This is a genomic window from Ruegeria sp. BF10 (genome assembly GCF_056538725.1).
This window is the reverse complement of the sequence record NZ_JBQFTR010000005.1, coordinates 139045-153056: the sequence shown is the minus strand read 5'-3', so window position 1 is coordinate 153056 and position 14012 is coordinate 139045. Positions and strand designations below refer to the sequence as shown.

At 59.5% G+C, this 14012-nt stretch carries 16 protein-coding genes; 7 read left to right on the top strand and 9 right to left on the bottom strand.

Going from position 1 to position 14012, the window contains the following annotated elements; all coding sequences use genetic code 11:
• The first annotated feature begins 60 nt into the window (after nt 1–60).
• The 3 genes from nth (at nt 61) to ACR0DJ_RS17600 (ending at nt 2243) form a co-directional block, all read left to right on the top strand.
• On the top strand, nt 61–705 hold the full coding sequence (nth, locus tag ACR0DJ_RS17610; RefSeq protein WP_257599510.1) for an endonuclease III: 645 nt from the start codon (nt 61–63) through the stop codon (nt 703–705).
• The gene (locus ACR0DJ_RS17605; RefSeq protein WP_257599511.1) at nt 702–1691 is read left to right on the top strand and encodes an adenosine kinase; all 990 of its coding nucleotides are present in this window, start codon (nt 702–704) and stop codon (nt 1689–1691) included. Before nth ends, ACR0DJ_RS17605 begins: the two co-directional genes overlap by 4 nt.
• Nucleotides 1692–2036: 345 nt before the next feature.
• Complete coding sequence (locus ACR0DJ_RS17600; RefSeq protein ID WP_480685860.1) at nt 2037–2243, top strand: cold-shock protein; 207 nt, start codon at nt 2037–2039, stop codon at nt 2241–2243.
• A 341-nt stretch (nt 2244–2584) separates the two neighbouring features.
• Here the strand turns inward: ACR0DJ_RS17600 and ACR0DJ_RS17595 are convergent, their stop codons facing one another.
• Together ACR0DJ_RS17595 and ACR0DJ_RS17590 are read right to left on the bottom strand one after the other, a co-directional pair.
• A complete protein-coding gene (locus tag ACR0DJ_RS17595) occupies nt 2585–3289 on the bottom strand; it encodes a hypothetical protein (RefSeq protein ID WP_480685859.1) in 705 nt (234 codons plus the stop codon).
• 68 nt (nt 3290–3357) lie between these two features.
• The gene (locus ACR0DJ_RS17590) at nt 3358–3843 is read right to left on the bottom strand and encodes an RNA pyrophosphohydrolase (protein WP_480685857.1); all 486 of its coding nucleotides are present in this window, start codon (nt 3841–3843) and stop codon (nt 3358–3360) included.
• A 137-nt stretch (nt 3844–3980) separates the two neighbouring features.
• Between ACR0DJ_RS17590 and ACR0DJ_RS17585 the strand changes: the two genes are divergently transcribed.
• Complete coding sequence (locus tag ACR0DJ_RS17585) at nt 3981–6008, top strand: FAD-dependent oxidoreductase (RefSeq protein WP_480685856.1); 2028 nt, start codon at nt 3981–3983, stop codon at nt 6006–6008.
• A 21-nt stretch (nt 6009–6029) separates the two neighbouring features.
• On the opposite strand, the gene ACR0DJ_RS17580 is transcribed toward ACR0DJ_RS17585, so the two are convergent.
• The gene (locus tag ACR0DJ_RS17580; protein WP_480685854.1) at nt 6030–6638 is read right to left on the bottom strand and encodes a LysE family translocator; all 609 of its coding nucleotides are present in this window, start codon (nt 6636–6638) and stop codon (nt 6030–6032) included.
• Nucleotides 6639–6737: 99 nt separating this feature from the next.
• Nucleotides 6738–7178 carry a DUF4399 domain-containing protein gene (locus ACR0DJ_RS17575; protein WP_480685852.1) on the bottom strand — a complete coding sequence of 147 codons (441 nt, stop codon included), beginning with the start codon at nt 7176–7178 and terminating at the stop codon, nt 6738–6740.
• 227 nt (nt 7179–7405) lie between these two features.
• On the opposite strand from ACR0DJ_RS17575, the gene ACR0DJ_RS17570 reads away from it, so the two are divergent.
• Nucleotides 7406–8311: a LysR family transcriptional regulator gene (locus ACR0DJ_RS17570; RefSeq protein WP_117871765.1), complete on the top strand. Its 906-nt coding sequence runs from the start codon at nt 7406–7408 to the stop codon at nt 8309–8311.
• Nucleotides 8312–8363: 52 nt separating this feature from the next.
• On the opposite strand, the gene ACR0DJ_RS17565 is transcribed toward ACR0DJ_RS17570, so the two are convergent.
• Nucleotides 8364–9281, bottom strand: coding sequence for a hydrogen peroxide-inducible genes activator (locus ACR0DJ_RS17565; RefSeq protein ID WP_257599518.1), 918 nt, complete (start codon nt 9279–9281; stop codon nt 8364–8366).
• Between the two features lie 98 nt (nt 9282–9379).
• Between ACR0DJ_RS17565 and ACR0DJ_RS17560 the strand changes: the two genes are divergently transcribed.
• Nucleotides 9380–10342, top strand: coding sequence for a sodium-dependent bicarbonate transport family permease (locus ACR0DJ_RS17560; protein WP_257599519.1), 963 nt, complete (start codon nt 9380–9382; stop codon nt 10340–10342).
• On the opposite strand, the gene ACR0DJ_RS17555 is transcribed toward ACR0DJ_RS17560, so the two are convergent.
• The 4 genes from ACR0DJ_RS17555 to ACR0DJ_RS17540 are packed head-to-tail and all read right to left on the bottom strand — an operon-like array spanning nt 10335 to nt 13251.
• Nucleotides 10335–11237, bottom strand: a complete 903-nt coding sequence (locus tag ACR0DJ_RS17555; protein ID WP_425079971.1) for an OmpA family protein — start codon at nt 11235–11237, stop codon at nt 10335–10337. The two genes, ACR0DJ_RS17560 and ACR0DJ_RS17555, sit on opposite strands and share 8 nt — an antisense overlap.
• Nucleotides 11234–11791, bottom strand: coding sequence for a peroxidase-related enzyme (locus ACR0DJ_RS17550; RefSeq protein ID WP_170346797.1), 558 nt, complete (start codon nt 11789–11791; stop codon nt 11234–11236). The genes ACR0DJ_RS17555 and ACR0DJ_RS17550 overlap by 4 nt, the downstream gene beginning before the upstream one ends.
• 30 nt (nt 11792–11821) lie before the next feature.
• The gene (locus tag ACR0DJ_RS17545) at nt 11822–12532 is read right to left on the bottom strand and encodes a GNAT family N-acetyltransferase (protein ID WP_480685850.1); all 711 of its coding nucleotides are present in this window, start codon (nt 12530–12532) and stop codon (nt 11822–11824) included.
• Entirely contained in the window at nt 12529–13251 is a 723-nt protein-coding gene (locus ACR0DJ_RS17540) for a competence/damage-inducible protein A (RefSeq protein WP_170346715.1), read from the bottom strand. The genes ACR0DJ_RS17545 and ACR0DJ_RS17540 overlap by 4 nt, the downstream gene beginning before the upstream one ends.
• A 51-nt stretch (nt 13252–13302) precedes the next feature.
• Between ACR0DJ_RS17540 and sfsA the strand changes: the two genes are divergently transcribed.
• Nucleotides 13303–14010: a DNA/RNA nuclease SfsA gene (gene sfsA / locus ACR0DJ_RS17535; protein ID WP_425079969.1), complete on the top strand. Its 708-nt coding sequence runs from the start codon at nt 13303–13305 to the stop codon at nt 14008–14010.
• Nucleotides 14011–14012 lie beyond the last annotated feature (2 nt).

The following is a 14012-nucleotide window of genomic DNA, read 5'->3' as shown; positions in this document are numbered from 1 at the left end:
GGAACTTGCGCATTGGCTTTGGGCTTGTGTCAGAGCCCGGTGGACGGCATTAAGACCCGGATGGCAAAGCAACTCGACTATCATACGATCCGCGAGATTTTCACGCGCTTTCAGGAGGCCGACCCGGAACCCAAGGGCGAGCTGGAGCATGTGAACGTCTATACTCTGGTCGTCGCCGTGGCCCTTTCGGCGCAAGCCACGGATGCGGGCGTCAACAAGGCGACGCGCGACCTGTTCAAGATCGCCGACACGCCGCAAAAGATGCTGGATCTGGGCGAGGAAGGCCTGATCGAGCACATAAAAACCATTGGCTTGTTCCGCCAGAAGGCCAAGAACGTCATCAAGCTCAGCCGTATCCTGGTTGACGAATATGGCGGCGAGGTTCCCAATTCCCGGGCTGCCCTGCAATCCCTTCCGGGTGTGGGCCGCAAGACGGCCAACGTGGTTCTGAACATGTGGTGGCGACAACCGGCGCAGGCGGTGGACACCCATATCTTTCGCGTCGGCAACCGCACCGGCATTTGCCCGGGCAAGGATGTGGACACGGTCGAACGCGCCATCGAAGACAATATTCCTGCTGACTTTCAACTCCATGCGCATCACTGGCTGATCCTGCATGGCCGGTACCACTGCAAGGCGCGCAAGCCGCAATGCCCGACCTGCATCATCCGTGATCTCTGCCAATTCGAGGACAAAACCCAATGAAGACTTATCAACTGACCGGCATCGGAAATGCCGTTGTGGACGTGATTTCCCAGGCCGATGACAGCTTTCTGGAGCTGATGGGCATCGAAAAAGGCATCATGCAGTTGATCGAACAGGAACGCGGCGAGGTGTTGTACGCCTCGATGGAAAGCCGTGTTCAAACGCCGGGCGGCTCGGTGGCCAATACCATTGCGGGCGCAGGCGCGCTTGGGCTGGATGCGGCCTTCATCGGCCGGGTTCACGATGACGCACTGGGCCGGTTCTATGCAGATGCGATGAACGAGGATGGCGTCGATTTCGTGAACCCACCAGTTCCGGGTGGTGAATTGCCCACGTCACGCTCGATGATCTTTGTCTCGCCCGATGGTGAGCGGTCGATGAACACCTATCTGGGCATTTCCTCGGAACTGTCGTCTCAGGACGTCTCGCAAGAGGTCGCTGGAAACAGCCAGATCATGTTCCTCGAGGGGTATCTGTTCGACAAGGAAAAAGGCAAGGCGGCATTCCTTGAGGCCGCGCGCGCCTGCCACAAGGGTGGCGGCAAGGCCGGCATCGCCATTTCCGACCCGTTCTGCGTGGAACGTCACCGGGTCGATTTCCTGCTGCTGATCGAAAATGAGCTGGATTTCGTGATCGGCAATGAGGCCGAGATCAAATCCCTGTTCGAAACTGACGATCTGGAAGACGCATTGGCCAAGACGGCCGCGATCTGTCCGCTGGTGGTCTGCACCCGCTCGGGCGACGGTGTGACCGTTCTGAACGGCGACACCCGCATTGACGTACCGGTTGAAAAGGTTGTCCCCGTTGATGCAACAGGCGCAGGCGACCAGTTTGCCGCCGGGTTCCTGTTCGGCATGGCGACGGGCCGCGATTACGAGACCTGCGCCAAGATTGGCAATGCCTGCGCTCGCGAAGTGATCAGCCATATCGGCCCCCGCCCTGAAGCGAACATGCTGGAATTGCTGCGGGAAGAGGGGTTGGTTTGAGCCATGATCGGCCCCAGCACGCCAACCTGAGGCTGCCGTAATCATGCATCGTGCCATGCCGAGCAGAGCAAACACTCCGCCCTGTCCGTCTGGTGGCCCGTTCCGGATGGGGCCGGGTTCAGGGTGATCTCGGCCAACCGGTCGGCCCCGACCTGTTCAGAGTGACGTAGGGTAAAACACGAATAAGGATGGTCAGGGCGTCTGCGATCGGTCAGAAGGGGCGGGCTACGTTACTGCTTTCGATCCCCTGCTTTCCCTACCGGACTTCAGCGAACTCGATATAGGCCGACTGCGCCACGCTGTTGCAATTCCGCGAACAGGTTGAAAAATACAGGAGATCTCACGATGGCCAATGGCACCGTGAAATGGTTCAACACCACCAAAGGCTTCGGCTTCATTGCACCCGAAACAGGCGGCAAGGACGTTTTCGTCCATATTTCCGCCGTCGAGCGTTCCGGTCTGACCGGTCTGGCCGACAACCAGAAGGTTACCTACGACGTTCAATCCGGCCGCGATGGCCGCGAGTCGGCGGAAAACCTGCAGCTCGCCTGAGTGGACGATCCAAGATGGGAACGGGGCGTCTTTGGGCGCCCTATTTCGTTGTGGCACGAGGTTTTCGGTCGCGCGCCTGTCGTTCCTGACGGGGTAGGTTCAAGCGCACTGTCGGCATTCCTCACCCCTGCGATGCGCGGGCCGCGATGATCGGCAGCTCGGTTTGGCGACTGGCCTATGATCTGGCCACCTGCGCCCACGAGGTGATCGGCCGTATCGGCCCGCGGCCGGAGGTGACCATACCGGAATTGTTGCGGGAGGAAGGGTTAGTTTGAGGGGGTTTAGTGGGCGAAGCGGACGTTCATTCCTACGACAGAGCACTTGCTCTTGAGGCGCAATTGTCAGCCCGGCAGCGGAGAATTTTTGGTCGCTTCCAACTCAGCGTCGTTTTCAACGATCCAGTTTTCAAACTTTTCCATCAAGTCTGTCCACATGTCGTTGTATTCGTGATGAAACACCATCATACAAAGCTCCATTGAACCGAGGTGCGACGCCCCATAGAGCTGCGCCCAGCGGTTCGAGAAGTGCGTTTCGTACTCGTCATGGTCGAACTTGGAGTAGCCGACCATCATGCCCTCATAGTTCGGGTGGGCACTTTCCGACAGATTGTCATACAGATTTTTGAAACCGGGATACCGCTTTTCACACTTGTTAAGGATGGTAACAATGTTGAGCGACTTGTGATTTGTTGAACCATCGCGGGAGCCGAGCAGTAGAACGCTGGTTTTCTGGTCGAACAGGTGAAAGTCCAGCTTGCCGTCCAAAACCTGCTGAATGAGTTGGTTAAGGTGGATGAGTGCGGCAAGCGTCTCTAAACCACTGCGTAACAATATGCGAGCGCCAAGAGAATGGCCTTGCTGGTGCAACAACTTCGACTGAGTTAGCAGGTCGGTAACTCGCCATAATGCCACCTCGCGTAGTAGCCAGCACCGAAAGGGGGCCTTCCACTTGTAAGCGATTGGGTTGCGAGAGAGCAGACCTCCAATCGGGATGCTTTTCATGAGCGTTTCGCGCCAGTTTGCAAGGTTCTGTTCAATGGTGTCCATAACTGAAACACAGCAAGTTTGTTGGTGGAAGGAATACAGGCAATGGGATCAATACAACCAACTACCCTTCACCCCAAATACCCCCCAAACGCCGTCATCACCCGCTCGTAGACCGCCCGCTTGAAGGGCACGATTTCTTCGATCAACCGCTCGGGGTCCTGCCATTTCCAGCGGGTGAACTCGGGGTGGTCGGTTTCGATGTCGATCTGATCGTCGGTCCCCAGAAAGCGCATCAGGAACCACTTCTGCTCCTGCCCGCGAAAGCGGCCCTTCCAGATGTGGGGCACGATGTCATGCGGCAGGTCATAGGGCAGCCAGCCCTCGGTCTCGGCGACGATTTCCACAAGATCACCGGTTACGCCGGTTTCCTCCCACAGCTCACGCAAGGCCGCATCACGAGGGTCTTCGCCCTTGTCCACACCGCCCTGGGGCATCTGCCAGGCGTCCTCGAACCGGTCGTTGCGCTGGCCGACGAAGATCTGGCCCTTGTCGTTCATCAGCATCAGCCCAACGCAGGGGCGATAGGGCAGTTTGGCAATTTCTTCGGGGGTCATGCGCGGCCTCATCGTGTTGTTTCGCCCACCTCTAGCAATCACCGGCGCAACAGCAAAGAGGGTGACGTGGGGTTTCGCGTGACAAAGTTTACGCGAACGTCAATCTATCACGCAAATTCAGGAGGGAGAGTTTTGCCATGACTGTGTACCCAAACATGCTGGCACCACTGGATCTGGGCTTTACCACGTTGAAGAACCGGGTCCTGATGGGCTCGATGCATACCGGGCTGGAAGAAACCGGCGACTGGAACCGGGTGGCCGAGTTCTATGCCGCCCGCGCGCGTGGTGGCGTGGCGCTGATGGTGACGGGCGGCATCGGGCCGAACCTGGAAGGCTCGGTCCTGCCCGGCGCTGCGATGATGACCAGCGACAAGGATGTGGCCAACCATTCCATCGTCACCGACCGGGTGCATCAGGCGGGCGGTAAGATCGCCATGCAGATCCTGCATGCGGGCCGCTATGCCTATGGCCCGAAATGCGTGGCGCCCAGCCCGATCAAGTCTCCGATCTCGCCCTTTCCGCCGACCGAGCTGGATGAAGAAGGGATCGAGAAGCAGATAGGCGACATCGTCAACGCCGCCGTGCTGGCGCAGAAGGCGGGCTATGACGGGGTCGAGATCATGGGGAGCGAGGGGTATTTCCTGAACCAGTTCTTGGTGACCCATACCAACAAGCGCACCGACCGCTGGGGCGGGTCCTATGAGAACCGGATGCGCCTGCCTCTGGAAGTGGTGCGCCGCACCCGCGAGGCGGTGGGGACCGATTTCATCATCATCTACCGGCTGTCGATGATCGACCTGGTGCCAAATGGCTCGACCTTTGACGAGGTGGTGCAGCTGGCGCAGCGGATCGAACAGGCCGGGGCGACGATCATCAACACCGGCATCGGCTGGCACGAGGCGCGGATTCCGACCATCGCCACATCGGTGCCGCGCGCGGCCTTTGCCTGGGTGACGAAGAAACTGATGGGCAAGGTGGGGATTCCGGTCATCACCTCGAACCGGATCAATACGCCGGACGTGGCCGAGCAGGTGCTGGCCGAGGGCTGCGCCGACATGGTGTCGCTGGCGCGGCCGATGCTGGCGGATGCGGATTTCGTGGCCAAGGCCATGGCCGGTGAATCGGCCAGGATCGCGCCCTGCATCGCCTGCAACCAGGCCTGTCTGGATCACACGTTCAGCGGCAAGCTGACCTCCTGCCTGGTGAACCCGCGCGCCTGCCACGAGACCGAGCTGGTGATCGAAAAGGCCGCAACGCCCAAGCGCGTGGCCATCGTGGGCGCGGGCCCGGCGGGCCTGTCCACGGCGATGACCGCCGCCCAGCGGGGCCATGACGTGACCGTGTTCGACAAGGCCGACGAGATCGGCGGCCAGCTGAACATGGCCAAGCAGGTGCCGGGCAAGGAAGAGTTCTGGGGGCTGGTGGACTGGTACCGCACCATGCTCGACACGCTGGGCGTCAAGGTGGAACTGGGCCGCGCGGTCGGCGCCGATGATCTGACCGGGTTCGACGAGGTGGTGATCGCCACCGGCGTCAATCCGCGCGACCCGCAGATCCCAGGCGAGGACCGCGACAATGTCGTGAACTATATCGACGTGCTGCGCGACAAGGCCCCGGTGGGCAAATCGGTGGCTGTGATCGGCGCGGGCGGCATCGGGTTCGACGTGTCGGAATACCTGCTCGAGGAAGGCCACTCGCCCACCACCGACCTGCCCCTGTGGATGAAGGAATGGGGCGTCGCCGACCCCGAGCAGCACCGCGCGGGCCTGGCGCCCGAAGGCCCGCAGCCCGAGGCGCCCAAGCGTCAGGTCACGCTGCTCCAGCGCAAGAAACAGGCGCATGGCAAGGGGCTGGGCAAGACCACCGGCTGGATTCACCGCGCGACGCTGAAGATGAAGAACGTGAACTTCGTCGGCGGCGTGAACTATGAACGCATCGACGACGAAGGGCTGCATGTCTCGTTCGGAGAAGAGCGCGCCGACCCGACCGTGATCAAGGCCGATACGATCGTGCTGTGTGCCGGTCAGGTGCCCGAGCGGTCGCTGGCCGACGCGCTGATCGAACGCGGCATCACCCCGCATGTGATCGGCGGCGCGGATGTGGCGGCGGAACTGGACGCCAAACGCGCGATCAATCAGGGCACACGCCTTGCCGCAGAGTTCTGAAGCCACTCGTTCAGAGTGTCTTCACTCCGACAGCGCGAGTTTTGCACCCAAGGCACCAAAAGCGGTTGCGAAACACCGCTTTATCCACGCCATCACAGCAGGGCGCCGGATTACATAGTCCCGCGCCAGTGCGGCGCATGCGCCATACCCGACAAAAACAACAAGTGTCATGGCCATGAAGGCCAGCGCCAGTTTGGTCAGTTCCATTCCTGCATTTGCTGAATTCGCTGGCAGGAATTGAGGCAGAAAGGCCAGGAAGAATAACGACAACTTTGGGTTCAAAACGTTGATCAGCGTTCCTGTAACGGCAACTCCAAAGTCGCTTCTTGCGGATTTCTCCGCCGCGACGTCCATGGCACCGCCGTCCTTCAGGATACCCCATGCCATGTAGAACAAGTACAAGACGCCAAGATATTTGATGAGTTGAAACGCGACGGCACTGGTGTGCAGCAATGCTGCAAGTCCGATGATGCTGGCCAAGGCCGCCGGAACGATCCCAAGTGTGCATCCGACGGCTGCGGCAAGACTTGCGCGAAACCCGCGCCCAAGACCGACAGCCAAAGTATAGATGACGCCGGTACCCGGCAGCAAAACAACAATCAATGATGTAATGAAGAATTCCAGCGACATTAGTACCCCCTGCAAATGCAGGCAGATTCACTAAGTGCGCCGAAAATGTAAATGCCTCTCCATCACATGAACCGAACGGACGGTTTCAACGACCTGCGGCTATTCCACGGTGATCGTAATCACCTCGGATACAATCGGCGGGGAATGCGGCACATGCCCGGCGTCGCCCAGAACCAATTGCAGAGTGTGTTGGCCCGGCGACAGATCCAGTGTTACTTCGGTCTGACCGCCCCCGAAGTGCATGTGATGTTCGTCGGCGGGCAGACCATTGGCCAACTCATCCGCGCCATCCTCGCCCTCACCCAGCGGGGGACGGTCAAGCAACAGGTGGTGGTGCCCGGTGTTTTCTTTCTCGGTTCCGGCGGGTGCGACGCCCATGCCGCTGAGACCAAAGACAACCGTGACCGGTGATTGAACGGTATCGCCATCCGACAGGTTGACGAAATAGACCTTTGCATCGGGATTCGATGGGGTCTTTCCTCCGGCGTGTGCAATGCCCACCGAAAGGCAAAGCGCAGCAATGGCGAAAAAGGGTTTCATGATCTCCTCCCTGGTCACAAAAATGCCATTCTCAATGTGAGATCTTAGCGCGATTGCCTGAAAAACACAGCATCACAATGCCTGAGGCGAGATTGGAAACCACTGTTTCTGCGTTTCCCATACGCAAACGATCCGATTCAAATCCCTGATATTATCCCATGTCTGCCCCGTTTCCGCCCAGATTCAGCGCCATAGTCAGGACGGAAATCAAGATCTGGGGAACGAGTATGGACCGACTGACCGAAATGGAAGCCTTCGCCAATGTGGTGGACCAGGGTGGCTTCACCGATGCGGCCAAAAAGATGGGCATCTCCAAATCAGCCGTGTCCAAACACGTATCAAGCCTTGAGGCGCGTCTGGGAGCGCGACTGTTGAACCGCACCACGCGCCGGGTCTCACCAACGGAAATCGGGCTGGCCTATTATGATCGCGCGCGGCGCGTGCTGAATGATGCCGGAGAAGCGGATTCACTGGTCACGTCTATGCAATCAGCCCCGTCCGGTCTTTTGCGCATCAGCGTTGCCACGGATTTCGGCGTCAATCACCTGTCGCCCGTGCTGTCCGAGTTCCTTGCAGCCTACCCCGACATCACCGTGAACATGGTTTTGAACAACCGCTATGTCGAGCTGATTTCCGAAGGATTTGACGTGGCCGTCCGCATTGGTGAGCTGGAAGACAGCACGCTGCGCGCCCGCAAACTGACCGAAACCGTCAAACGCATGGTCGCCGCGCCCAGCTATGTCGAAAGATTCGGCCGGCCACAGAAGATCGACGATCTGAACGAACACAAGCTGCTGCATTATTCCAGCCAGTCGTCGGGCAATGTCTGGAAACTGACCGCGCCATCCGGCGAAAAGCGTCAGGTTCGAACGGCCGGATGGTTGAGCGTGAACGATGGCCAATCCCTGTTGAACGCGGCGGTTTCCGGCCTGGGTATCGCGTATCTGCCCAGCTATCTTTATGCAGAAGCCCTGAAGGCTGGGCTGGTCGTCGATGCCATGCCGTCCCTGCCCGACGAAGTTCAAGGCGTTTACGCCGTCTACCCGCCGGGCCGCTTTACGCAACCCAAAGTACGGGCCTTCATCGATTTCCTCGTCGACTCTTTTCACGAGAAGGGTCCGATGGACTGGTAATTTCTCCCTGAAGACCAACTTTTGGCCCGCATGTGAAAGTGCGGGCCATTTTTTATGGGTCGATCACCGACAGCCCCATGGACCGGGCGGAAGAGCGCAGGCTGTCCGTCAGCACATTCTGACCCGGCGGCGGGGTCTCGGAACGGCGTGCCAACAGGGCGATATCGCGATTTGCATTGGCGATGGACAGTGGTCGCAAGCGCACTTCGTCGCGGTAGATCCCCTGTCTGCGAGCATAAAGATCAGGCAGTACCGCAACACCAACACCCGAAGCCGCCATCAGGACAATGGAATCAAGTGTCGTGCCTTCATACTCATCCGAAACCACCCCACCGCATTCTGCCGCCAATGCATAGACGATGCGCGACAGGCGGTGGCTTTGATCGAGGGTCAGGAAAATCCGGTTCTGAAGATCTGCGGCACTGACACCCTGCAAATCCCGCGCAAGAACGTCATCAACGGCAACCGCGACCCAAAGAGGTTCGTTGAACAACCGGTGTTGCACGGTATTCGGATGGTCCTCGGGCGTGGACAGAATCAGATCGAATCGACCGGATTTCAGACCCTGTTCCAGATCCAATGTGTTTTCCTCGCGCACCACGATGCGCAATCCGGGGCGCAGCCGGTGCACCTGTTTGATGGCTTGCGGCAACAGATAAGGCCCGATCGAAGGCAAAACCCCCAGTCGCAACCTTCCTCCGACGGGCATATCGTTCGACATGGCGTGGCGCAGGTCCTTGACCTCTGCCAGGATCTTCTGCGCGCGCAAGATGAACTCTTCCCCCTTCGTCGTCACCTGGATTCCACCGCGGTTACGGTCAAAGATTCGAACGCCAAGCTCTTGTTCTACGGTCGCAATCTGCGTCGACAGGCTGGGCTGGCTGACATTCAAAACCTCAGCAGCCAAACTGAATCGCCCAAGGCGACTGACCGTAACGATGTATTCCAACTGTCGCAGTGTCGGGCGCATTTCATAGCCTGAAACTATTTATAACTTAGAAAGATAGTATTTGGCGAATTCCATTTTGCAAGGCACCCAACCCGAAAACGAGGGATCAGGAGTCAATTATGCCCGGAGTGATCGAAACACTGTCCAGCAATCTGCTGGTGCCGACCATATTGTTTTTTGCTCTTGGGCTTCTGGCGGCCTTTGTACGCAGTGACCTGTCCATTCCGGCGGGCGCGGCCAAGTTCATGTCGCTCTATCTGTTGCTGGCCATCGGGTTCAAGGGCGGTGCCAGTCTGGCCGCGCATGGCATTCACCTGCAACTGTTCCTGACTCTGCTGGGCGGTGTTGCCTTGTCCTTTGCCATCCCCTTCGTGGCCTTTGGCCTGCTCAGGGTGATGACAAAGCTGGATGCGCTGAACGCGGCGGCGGTTGCAGGGCACTATGGTTCGATCTCGATCGTCACCTTTGTCACCGCCACCAGCCTGCTGGATCTGGTGGGACTGTCCCATGACGGGTTCATGGTGGCCGTCGCGGCTGCGATGGAGGTTCCTGCAATCCTGTCGGCACTTTGGCTGGCACACAAGACCGGAAGCAATGGCGTCAAGGATGACAAGCTGTGGCGTGATCTGCTGGCCAATGGCTCGATCGTTCTGCTCACCGGCGCTTTCCTGATCGGAGCCATCACCGGCGGCGAAGGTATGCAGATGATCGCGCCCTTCATCGTGACGCCGTTCACCGGTATTCTGTGCCTGTTTCTGCTGGATATGGGCCTGTCGGCAGGGCGCAGCCTGATCGGCAACCGAGACAAGCTGTCGGTTGGCCTGTTCGCCTTTGGTGTCTTGATGCCCCTGATTGGCGCACTGATGGCCTGGGCGGTAGGAGCCGTGATCGGATTGCCGCAAGGCAGCTTGTTCCTGTTCATGGTGCTGTCAGCATCGGCATCGTATATCGCGGTTCCCGCCGCGATGAAGATCGCCCTTCCGAAGGCCGAGGCCGGGATCTATCTGACCTTGTCGCTGGGGGTGTCGTTTCCGTTCAACATCACCGTCGGGTTGCCGCTGTACCTGTGGTGGATCAGTTGACGAGCAATACCGCTTCGACCCGACGGTTCAGATCGCGCCCTTCCGGGGTTGCATTCGATGTAAGCGGAGACAGATAGCCGACACCTTGCGCTTCGATCCGGTCGGGTGCCACGCCATGTGCATCAATCAGGCGGGTTCGCACCGCTTCGGCCCGGCTTTTGCTGACCGCAATATTCGCCTGCAAGGCACCGGTATCGTCAGTGTGCCCCACCAGTGCCAGACGCGTTTCCGGGTTGTCGGTCAAATATCCGGCCAACAAGGTCAGTGAGTCAAACTGACCCTCGCCCAGGGCAACCTCGCCCGTAGGGAAATGCAGATCATCCAGAATCACGTGGCCCGTTGCCGCCAAGGCCTCCAGCACCCCGACCGAACCTTCTGCGGCTTGCTCGACCACCACAGGGTCCGGGTCCGGTGCATCTTGAGGCGTCACCCGGATCATCTGAACATAGCCATCCGGGGGATTGCGGCTGACCAGCAAACTAAGGGCAACCGGCCCCTTGGTGGCCGACAGAAAACGGTAATCCTGAATGGCGACATACATATCCGGGGTTGGCACGACCTCGGTGCCAAAGCGAAAGTCGAATCCACCACAAACCCGCGCGTCGCATTCGAACAGGATCTTGTAGCCCTGCGCCTCGATCTGTTCCCGCAGCGGGGCGAGAAGCTGCAATGTCGTGCTCGACCCCGCCTGAAGCCGCCACGTAAAGCGTTCCACACGCCCTTCTAACGTTTCTGCGGGAACAGAGCCATTTGCATAAGGCCCCGTCGGCAGGTCATAGCTGTCCAGTGGCGACGTCCGGTCGCTGATCTGTCGGGCACTGGCCGGCAGGGTCAGGTCCTGCGCGGCAACAGATCCTGTCATCAGCAGGGCAACAAGGGCGGCGGTGCGGATCATCGAAACTGTGCGTGATATTCTTCGTTGGGCACCATCGCCGTTGCGCTGGCCACCCGGTTTGACATGTTGAAAAAACCGGCGACATTGGCGATGTCCCAGATGTCCCGGTCAGTGAATCCGGCGTCTCGCAATTTCTGTCGGTCGGGCTCTTCGATCTCGGCGCTGGCGGTGGTCATCTTTGCTGCGAAGTCCAGCATCGCCCGTTGACGCGGCTCCAGCGGCGCGACGCGGTAGTTCATCACCAGCATTTCGCCCAGTTGCGGATTGCCCGAAAGCTGACGCACTGCCGCCCCATGCGCGACCAGACAGTAGAAGCATTTGTTGATCGATGAGACGACGACCGCGATCATCTCGCGTTCCAGCTTGGTCAACCCGCTGTCAGCCAGCATCAGATCGTTATACATCGCGGTGAATGTGTTCAGCTTGTCGATGTCAAATGCGTTGGCTTTCAGCACATTCGGCACCATGCCCAGTTTTTCGACACAGATATCAAAATATTTCTGCGTTTCCGGCGGCAGCGGATCGACCATGGGCAGGTTCAGCGCGGTAGGCATGTCTATTTGTGTCACGGCGACCTCTTCAGTTCAGACAAGATGACGGTAATGGTATTCGCCTGCGATCTCCATCCCGAGGGCGCGATAAAGACCGTTGGCGCCTTCATTGGCCTTGGTACAGATCACGCTGAGGTTCTGCGCACCATGATCCCGCGCCCAGAATGCCGCTGCGCGCATGGTCCAGTGGCCCAGCCCCTGACGGCGATGTTCAGGAAGGATTTCAAGCGCGTGGACCATTGCAGTATCTGCATGCATCGCCACAAAAGCCACGCCGCTGGGTTTGTCGTTGTAACGCAGCAAAAATCCTGTCTTGGGGCCCTTGGCGCGTTCCATCACCGCAATCCGCTCGGGTCCGATCCCGCCCGAGGCCCAGATGTCGCGCATGATCTCAAGCGGTTCCCAGATCGAAAACACCATGACCGGGGGGATTGGCTGATCGGTCAGTCTGGAGACGGGGCAGACGTAGATGTTCACCGGGTCAAGAATATCATAGCCCCTCCGGGCCAGCTTTGCATCCAGGGCCTCATCTCCGGGCCGCAGACAGAAGATGCGCTTTTGCCCCATGGCCAGCATCGCGGCCTCGGCGGCGTCGATATCGTCTTCATTGGCCGGGCCCAATGCACTGGCCGCAGACACCCGCGACCCTCCGCCCTGCCCCTCACGCAGCAGAAACGGGCCAAGCCGCTGATAGCGTGCGGCGGGCCATGTGCCATCAACTATGTCCGCCCAGGTGCCGCTCAAAGCTCAAGCTCTTTCGCCAAACGGGTGGTGGCCGCGTCGATCCGGCCCCCGTCGGTGCCGCGCACAACCACGTTGGCCCCGAAGGCACCGTTGATCTGAAACGGATAGCACCCGATGGACAGGTCGCTGAAATCTTCGGCCAGGGCCGCCAGGGTTGCGGCGATATCACCTTCTCCGCGGTCCACACGCAGAGTTTGCGACAACAAAGGGCTGCCTCCGGTCAATGTTGGCAAAACGCTTGCCACCATCGCCTGAAAAACCGACGGCACACCTGCCATGACATGCACGTTCGCAAGCGTGAACCCGGGCGCCGTGGAAACCGGGTTTTCGATCAGCGTCGCACCGTCCGGAATACGCGCCATGCGCAAGCGGGCGGCATTCAGTTCCAGCCCGGATTTGTCGTAATGGGCCTGCAAGAGCGCGCGCGCGTCATCACGCACATCAATGGGTGTATCGAAAGCGCGGGCAATGCAATCGGCCGTGATATCGTCATGGGTCGGGCCGATGCCGCCGCTGGTGAAGACAGTGTCATAGGCGTCGGACAGCGCTTTGACGGCCGCTTCGATGGCAGGGGCGTCGTCGCTGACAATGCGGACCTCTTTCAGGTCGATGCCGTGTTTTGTCAGCTCCTGCGCCAGAAAGTGCATATTCGCATCGCGGGTGCGACCCGACAGGATTTCATCCCCGATCACCAGCATCGCTGCGGTTGGATTGGCCATGGCGCTGTCCCCCTCTTGATCGTCCTTGGGGGCAGGTATAGGCCCTGAACCATGCGATTTGAAACCCCTCTTGTCCCCGCCCGGCTGATCCGCCGCTACAAACGCTTTCTGGCCGATTGCAGGCTTGAGGATGGAAGTGAGGTAACGGCCCATTGCGCCAATCCGGGGTCGATGATGGGGCTGGCCGAGCCCGGCGAGAAGATTTGGCTGGAACCCAACGACGACCCGAAGAAAAAGCTGAAATTCGGTTGGCGGCTGGTGGACCACGAGAACGGGCATTTTACCGGGGTCGATACCTCGGTTCCGAACCGGGCGCTGCGCACTGCTTTGGAAGCCGGTGAGATTCCCGAACTGGCCGCCTATGACACCGTCCGGCCCGAGGTGAAATACGGCGACAACAGCCGCATCGACTTCCTGCTGACCGGGCCGGGCCTGCCGGATGCCTATGTCGAGGTGAAAAGCGTGACACTGTCACGCCAGCCCGGACTGGCCGAGTTTCCCGACAGCGTCACAGCCCGTGGCACCAAGCATCTGGGCGAGTTGGCCGCGATGGCCGCGCAAGGGCACCGGGCGATCATGCTGTATCTGGTTCAGCGAACCGATTGCGACCGGTTTGCTTTGGCGACCGATATTGATCCAGCCTACGCGGCGGCATTTGAGGCGGCGCAGGCACAGGGGGTCGAGCGGTTGGTTTATGGGACGTGTATCACACCCGAAGGTGTTATCTTGGACATGTCCCGAAGCGTGTTACCAGAGTGATC